Genomic DNA, 7,308 nt, shown 5'->3' with positions numbered 1-7,308 from the left:
AGGCCCATTGCGGGGTCAAGCTGTCCGGCCACGACGTCTATCTCAACGTCGCCGGCGGCCTGCGCATCCACGAGCCGGCGGCCGACCTTGCCGCCGCGGCGGCGCTGGTTTCCTCTCTGGTTAACGCGCAGTTGCCCACGGATGCGGTCTATTTCGGCGAGATCTCGCTGTCCGGCGTGGTGCGCCCGGTGGCACAGACCCCGGCTCGGCTGAAGGAAGCCGCGAAACTCGGCTTTCAGCGCGCCGTGCTGCCCGAATCGGCCCGGGGCGAGGCTGGCGGCGATGCCGGATTGACGCTGAATGCGGTCAACAGCCTGACGACATTGGTGGCCGAGATCGCCGCCCGCGGCTCCCGCCGGGGCGAATCGAACGCGCCGGCAGAGAAAAATGCCACACCGGCAAGATTCCGCCGCGGAGAGGGTTAGGTGGAGGTGACGCCGGAGGCCCCCGCCGCTATACAGCCGTCACAAAAGCAACATGGGATTGCGTGGTTGCGGCCTTGCCGGGAACGCCGTCTGCCCCTCTTTTAGGGCAGCGGCCAAACACCGATTCGGCTAGAGCACCTTTGAAGTACGAGCGGACCAGACCAGCCGATGCCAGTTACCATCCTCGACCTGATCCTGCTCGGTGTGATGCTGATTTCGGGCCTGCTTGCCTTGGTCCGCGGCTTCATGCGCGAAATCCTGTCGATCGCAGCCTGGGGCGCCGCGGCGATCGTGACGCTGTACTCCTTCTCGAAGCTGCTGCCGACCGCAAAGACCTACTTCAATAACGACACCGTCGCGACAGTGGTCGTGATCGCCGGCGTATTTGTCGGCACCCTGGTCGTGGTCTCCGTGATCACGGTCCGGATCTCCGACATGATCCTGGATTCGCGCATCGGCGCGCTGGATCGAACCCTGGGTTTCCTGTTTGGCCTCGCTCGCGGCCTTTTGATCGTCGTGGTAGCCTACCAGTTCTTCATCTGGCTGGTTCCCGACAAGCAGCAGCCGGATTGGGTCCGCGGCGCAAAGTCCCGAACGGTGCTTGATTCGACGGGAGATTGGCTGAAGTCGCTCTTGCCGGATGACCCCGAGAACACCATCTTGAAGAGATTCAAGAAAAACAAACCAGATGATGATCAAGCTGATTCCGAGCAGCAGCCTTCGGGCAGCGGCGACGGATACAGTAAACCTGCTCGTGACAGTTTGAAGAAACTGATCGAGAAACCTGCGGCGCGTTGATTGCCCCTAAAAGAGAGGCGTGGACGAGATGCGACACCCTGACCAGGACGCCCAACTTGATCTCGATCCAAACGCCGGTCCAGGCCCGGCCGCGCTAGAGGTTCAGGACGATCTGGAGGGGGATACGCTGCGCGAGGAATGCGGCGTCTTCGGCATCTACGGTCACCCCGACGCCGCCGCCATCACCGCGCTCGGCCTGCACGCCCTTCAACACCGCGGCCAGGAAGCCGCCGGCATCGTCTCCTACGACGGCAGCCGTTTTCACTCAGAACGCCGGCTCGGCCTCGTCGGCGACACCTTCTCCCGCCGCGAGGTGATCGACCGCCTGCCCGGCAACATGGCCGTCGGCCATGTCCGCTACTCCACCACCGGCGCCACCATCCTGCGCAACGTCCAGCCGCTGTTCGCCGAGCTCAATGCCGGCGGCCTTGCGGTCGCCCATAACGGCAACCTCACCAACGGCCTGACGCTGCGCCGCGAGCTCGTGAAGAACGGCGCGATGATGCAGTCGACCACCGACACCGAGGTGATCCTGCATCTGGTCGCGCGCTCCAGGCGCAGCCGCTTCATCGAGCGCTATATCGACGCGCTGCGCGAGATCGAGGGCGCCTATGCGCTGGTGTCGCTGACCAACAAGAAGCTGGTCGGCGCGCGCGATCCGCGCGGCATCCGCCCCCTGGTGCTCGGCGAGCTCGACGGCTGCCCGATCCTGACGTCGGAGACCTGCGCACTCGACATCATCGGCGCGCGCTTCATCCGCGACATCGAGCCGGGTGAAGTCATCGTGTTCGACGAGAACGGCCAGGACATCCACAAGCCGTTCCCGCCGATGGCGCCGCGTCCCTGCATCTTCGAATACATCTATTTCGCCCGTCCGGATTCCGTCGTGCACGGCCGCTCGGTCTACGAGGTCCGCAAGGCCTTCGGTGCGCAGCTCGCGCGCGAGAGCCACGTGCCGATCGACGTCGTCGTGCCGGTGCCGGATTCCGGCGTGCCCGCCGCGGTCGGCTACAGCCAGCATTCCGGCGTGCCGTTCGAGCTCGGCATCATCCGCAACCACTATGTCGGCCGCACCTTCATCCAGCCGACCCAGGCGATCCGCGAGTCCGGCGTGCGCATGAAGCATTCGGCCAACCGCGCCGCGATCGAAGGCAAGCGCATCATCCTGATCGACGACTCGCTGGTGCGCGGCACCACCTCGAAGAAGATCGTGCGCATGATGCGCGATGCCGGCGCCAAGGAAGTGCACTTCCGCCTCGCCTCGCCGCCGATCCTCTATCCCGACTATTACGGCATCGACCTGCCCGACCGCGGCGGCCTCCTGGCCGCGACGCATTCGCTGGAGGAGATGCGCGAGATCATCGGCGCCGACTCGCTCGCCTTCCTGTCGATCGACGGCATGTACCGCGCCATGGGCGAGCCCGGCCGCGACCCCGCCAATCCGAAATTCGCGGATCATTGTTTTACCGGGGCGTATCCGACCCACCTCACCGACCAGACCCAGACCGAGCAGCAGCCGCGGCAATTGTCGCTGCTGGCCGAGGCGAGCTGACGGCGCAGCCGTCATCCCGGGGCGGTGCGTAAGCACCGAACCCGGGATCTCGAGATTCCGGGTCTGGTGCTTCGCACCATCCCGGAATGACAAGTGCCGCGGGGGCTTGTCCCGGCCATCCACGCCTGTAAAACTCCGCCATGACAAAACCCCTCGCTGACCGCATCGCTCTCGTCACCGGCGCCTCGCGCGGCATCGGCTATGCCACCGCACTCGCTTTGGCGAAGGCCGGGGCGCATATCGTGGCGGTGGCGCGCACGCAGGGAGGGCTGGAAGAGCTCGACGACGAGATCCGCAAACTTGGCGGCAGCGCCACTCTGGTGCCGCTCAATCTTACCGATTCCGACGGCATCGCGCGTCTCGGCGCCGGCCTGCACGAGCGCTACGGCAAGCTCGACATCCTCGTCGGCAATGCCGGCGTGCTCGGCCCCTCCTCGCCGATCGGTCATATCGAGCTGAAGAGCTTCAACGACGTGATGGCGATCAACGTCTCCGCGAACTTCCAGCTGATCCGCTGCATGGAGCCGCTGCTGAAGCAGTCCGACGCCGGCCGCGCCGTATTCATCACCTCGGGCGCCGCCAACAAGGCCACCGCCTATGTCAGCCCCTACGCGGCGTCCAAGGCCGCGCTGGAGACGCTCGCGCGTGCCTGGGCGCAGGAAACCGCGAACACCAAGCTGCGCGTCAACCTGTTCAATCCGGGGCCGGTCCGCACCCGCATGCGCGCCACGCTGATGCCGGGCGAAGACCCGGCGACGCTCGATACGCCCGAGCAGGTCGCCGAATTGATCGTGCCGATGTGCGCGCCCGATTGGACCGAGACCGGCAAGTTCTACGATTACAAGACGCGCAGCCTCATGAGCTTCCGGTCGCCGGCCTGATTGACTCGCCTGCCTCCCCGCGATTGACTGCCCGCGCTTAAGCGGCAGCAAGCCGTAAACCAAAAAGGGAGGCCGCCATGGCGCCATGGCATGTTCGCGCAGATCTTGTGCGTGCGCTCGCAAATATCTCTCGCGCCTTTTCCATCCTGATCGCGGCCATCGCGTTTGTGCTTCCTGGCACGGCGAGCGCGGGCGACGTGCCGACTTTCGCGGTCGATGCCGCCTGGCCAAAGCCGCTGCCGAACAACTGGATCCTCGGCCAGGTCGGCGGCATCACCGTCGACTGGCAGGGCCATATCTGGGTGATCCATCGCCCGCGCTCGCTCACCGACGACGAGAAAGGCGCAAGCCTCACCCCGCCGCGCTCGAAATGCTGCGTGTCGGCGCCGCCCGTGCTCGAATTCGATAGCGACGGCAATCTGCTGCGGTCCTGGGGCGGTCCAGGCCAGGGTTACGAATGGGTCGGCCGCGAGCATGGCATCGAGGTCGACGAGCGCGGCTTCGTCTGGGTCGGCGGCAATGCCGACAACGACAACGCGATCCTGAAATTCACGCTCGACGGCAAGTTCGTCGCCCAGATCGGCAAGATCGCGCCGAGCCTCGGCAGCAACGACACGACGCAGCTCGGCAAGCCCGCCGAAACCGCGATCGACAAGGAGGCCAACGAAATCTACGTCGCCGACGGCTACGGCAACCGCCGCGTCATCGTGTTCGATGCGACCACGCTGGCGTACAAGCGGCACTGGGGCGCATATGGCAACAAGCCCGAGGACACCAAGCAGGCGCCCTACGATCCCAAGGCGCAGGTCGCGCAGCAATTCGGCAATCCCGTCCACTGCGTGAAGCTCGCCAATGACGGTCTCGTCTATGTCTGCGACCGCATCAACAACCGCATCCAGGTGTTCAAAAAGGACGGCAGCTTCGTGAAGGAGTTCTTCTTCGAGAAGAACACGCTCGGCAACGGCGCGGTTTGGGACATCGCGATCTGGCCCGATCCGAAGCAGACCTATTTGCTCAGCGCCGACGGCGAGAACAACGAGATCAGGGTCGTCAAGCGCGAGGACGGCAGCGTGGTCGGCAGCTTCGGGCACAGCGGCCGCAACGCCGGCCAGTTCCACTGGGTGCACGCCATGGCGATTGACGCCACGGGTAATGTCTATACCGCCGAGGTCGACACCGGAAAGCGCATCCAGAAATTCAAGCTGACGTCGGACGCGCTCAAATAGCGTCTTGACGCATTTTGTCCAAAAGTTAACCGAGCGATGACGCTACGACGCAGCGTCATCCGGCTTTAGGCGCATTGCCGCCGGCGGCGGGACAGGCTAGAGCCATCAGCCGGAACAAGGCTCCGCAAGAAAGCCGTCCGCATATTTGACAATGGAGGAAACCTTTCATGACGACGACGTTCGCACGCCGCTCCGCGGCCCTTCTGGCCTGTGCCGCTTTCGGTTTTGCCACATCCGCCTTTGCCCAGGACAAGACCGTCAAGATCGGCGTGCTCAACGACATGTCGAGCCTCTATGCCGACATCGGCGGACCGAACTCCGTGGTCGCAATCAAGATGGCGGTCGAGGATTCCGGCCTGCTCAAGAAGGGCTGGAAGATCGACGTGCTCAGCGGGGATCACCAGAACAAGCCCGACGTCGGCGTCAACATCGCCCGGCAGTGGATCGACAACGATAAGGTCGATGCGATCGCGGACACGCCGAGCTCCGGCGTCGCGCTGGCAGTCAGCAACCTCGTCAAGGAAAAGAATGCGGTGCTGCTCAATTCGGGCGCGGCCACCGCGGACCTCACCGGCAAGGCCTGCACGCCGAACACGGTCTCCTATACCTACGATACCTACATGCTCGCCAACGGCACCGGCAAGGCGCTGACCAAGGCGGGCGGCGACAGCTGGTTCTTCCTTACCGCCGACTATGCGTTCGGTCACGCGCTGGAACGCGATACCAGCGCCGTCGTCACCGCCAATGGCGGCAAGGTGCTCGGCGGCGTCAAGCACCCGCTCAACACGGCGGACTTCTCGTCCTTCCTGCTCCAGGCGCAATCGTCGAAGTCCAAGATCATCGGCCTCGCCAATGCAGGCGGCGACACCACCAACGCCATCAAGCAGGCGGCCGAGTTCGGCATCGTCCAGGGCGGCCAGAAGCTCGCCGCGCTGCTGCTGTTCATCAACGATGTGCATTCGCTAGGCTTGAAGACCGCGCAGGGCCTGACCTTCACCGAATCCTTCTACTGGGACCTGAACGACAAGACCCGCGAATGGTCCAAGCGCTTCTCGGCGCTGGCCAGCAAGAACGCGATGCCGTCGATGACCCAGGCCGGCAATTACGCGATGGTGCTGCACTATCTGAAGGCAATGGAAGCGCTCGGCGGCAATCCCCATGACGGCGCCAAGGTCGTCGCCAAAATGAAGGAGCTGCCGACCGACGATCCGCTGTTCGGCAACGGCCCCCTGCGCCAGGACGGCCGCCGTCTCATCCCGGCTTACCTGTTCGAGGTGAAGAAGCCCGAGGAGTCGAAGGGACCGTGGGACTATTACAAGCAGATCGCCACGATCTCCGCGGAAGACGCCGCCAAACCGCTCAAGGACAGCGATTGCCCGCTGGTGAAGAAGTGACCGCATAGAAAGTAGGGTGGGTTAGCCCAGCGGCCGCGCGACGCGCAGTCCGTAGGGCGTAACCCACCACTTCTCGCGCGTCACGCAAGATGGCGGATTACGCTTTCGCTAATCCGCCCTACGGTTCTGAAGGCTTGGCTCGTAGGGTGGGCAAAGCGAAGCGTGCCCACGGCCATTTCATTGTCGTGGAGAGATGGTGGGCACGGCGCTTATGCGCCTTTGCCCCCCTAAGAGACTGAGGGCTTGGCTCCACCCAGCGTCCGCACCGCGATCGCCACGCAGACCACCATCAACGCCGCCGCGAGCAGGAACGGCGCGCCGGGCAGATGCAGCGGCGCGCTGGCGCCGATGAAATAGGAAAAGGTCAGCGTGAACAGGAACGGGCCGACGAGCTGTGACACGCTCTGCACGCTCGCGGTCGCGCCCTGCAGCTGACCCTGCTGATCGGGCGCAACCAGCCGCGTCATCAGCGCTTGCGAGGCGGCACCCGAGATGCCCCACAGTGCCAAAATGGGAATTCCGATCCAGGATAGCGGTCCGGTCGGCGCCGCGCCGAGGACCACGAAGCCGAGCGCGCCACAGCACAGGCCCAGCAGCAGCGCGTTCCGCTCGCCGAGCACGCGCACGATCGGGCCGATGGCCAGTCCCTGCACCACCATGGCGCAGATGCCGACCATGGCGAGCGTCAACCCCACCGTCTTGGAATCCCAGCCGTAGCGATAGGTCGCATAGAGCACGAAGGTCGAGGGCAGCACGACATGCGCGACCTGTGCGATGAAGTTGACGACCGACAACGCGGAGAGCACCGCATTGGATCGCAACAGACGCAGCGCCCCGATCGGACTGGCGCTTCGCCAGCGGAACGGCGCGCGCTTGTCGGGCGCGAGCGATTCCGGCAGGACGAAGAGTCCGTAAAGCGCATTGGCGAAGCTGAGGGCTGCCGAGGCCCAGAACGGCAAGCGCGGATCGATGTCGCCGAGAAGGCCGCCGAGCGCCGGCCCCAGGATGAAGCCCGCACCGAAAGCCGCGCCT

At 64.8% G+C, this 7,308-nt stretch carries 7 protein-coding genes; 6 read left to right on the top strand and 1 reads right to left on the bottom strand.

Going from position 1 to position 7,308, the window contains the following annotated elements; genetic code table 11:
- The 6 genes from MOV75_RS21100 to MOV75_RS21075 form a co-directional block, all read left to right on the top strand.
- Nucleotides 1-425: magnesium chelatase domain-containing protein (locus tag MOV75_RS21100; protein WP_309486951.1), on the top strand; the 425-nt coding region annotated here is incomplete at its 5' end.
- A gap of 168 nt (nt 426-593) precedes the next feature.
- Nucleotides 594-1,223, top strand: a complete 630-nt coding sequence (locus tag MOV75_RS21095; RefSeq protein ID WP_246926558.1) for a CvpA family protein — start codon at nt 594-596, stop codon at nt 1,221-1,223.
- A 28-nt stretch (nt 1,224-1,251) separates the two neighbouring features.
- Nucleotides 1,252-2,775, top strand: a complete 1,524-nt coding sequence (gene purF, locus MOV75_RS21090; protein ID WP_246926556.1) for an amidophosphoribosyltransferase — start codon at nt 1,252-1,254, stop codon at nt 2,773-2,775.
- Nucleotides 2,776-2,915: 140 nt separating this feature from the next.
- The gene (locus MOV75_RS21085; RefSeq protein WP_247006525.1) at nt 2,916-3,656 is read left to right on the top strand and encodes an SDR family NAD(P)-dependent oxidoreductase; all 741 of its coding nucleotides are present in this window, start codon (nt 2,916-2,918) and stop codon (nt 3,654-3,656) included.
- Between the two features lie 77 nt (nt 3,657-3,733).
- Nucleotides 3,734-4,882 (top strand): hypothetical protein, encoded by a 1,149-nt coding sequence (locus MOV75_RS21080; protein WP_247006524.1) that lies wholly within the window; start codon nt 3,734-3,736, stop codon nt 4,880-4,882.
- A gap of 167 nt (nt 4,883-5,049) precedes the next feature.
- Nucleotides 5,050-6,276, top strand: a complete 1,227-nt coding sequence (locus MOV75_RS21075) for an ABC transporter substrate-binding protein (protein ID WP_246926547.1) — start codon at nt 5,050-5,052, stop codon at nt 6,274-6,276.
- A 227-nt stretch (nt 6,277-6,503) separates the two neighbouring features.
- Here the strand turns inward: MOV75_RS21075 and MOV75_RS21070 are convergent.
- The coding region (locus MOV75_RS21070) for an MFS transporter (protein WP_247006523.1) at nt 6,504-7,308 on the bottom strand (805 nt) is incomplete at its 5' end.

It is taken from the genome of Bradyrhizobium sp. PRIMUS42 (assembly GCF_023006515.1).
Taxonomy (GTDB): domain Bacteria; phylum Pseudomonadota; class Alphaproteobacteria; order Rhizobiales; family Xanthobacteraceae; genus Bradyrhizobium.
This window is presented reverse-complemented; position numbering and strand designations above follow the sequence as displayed.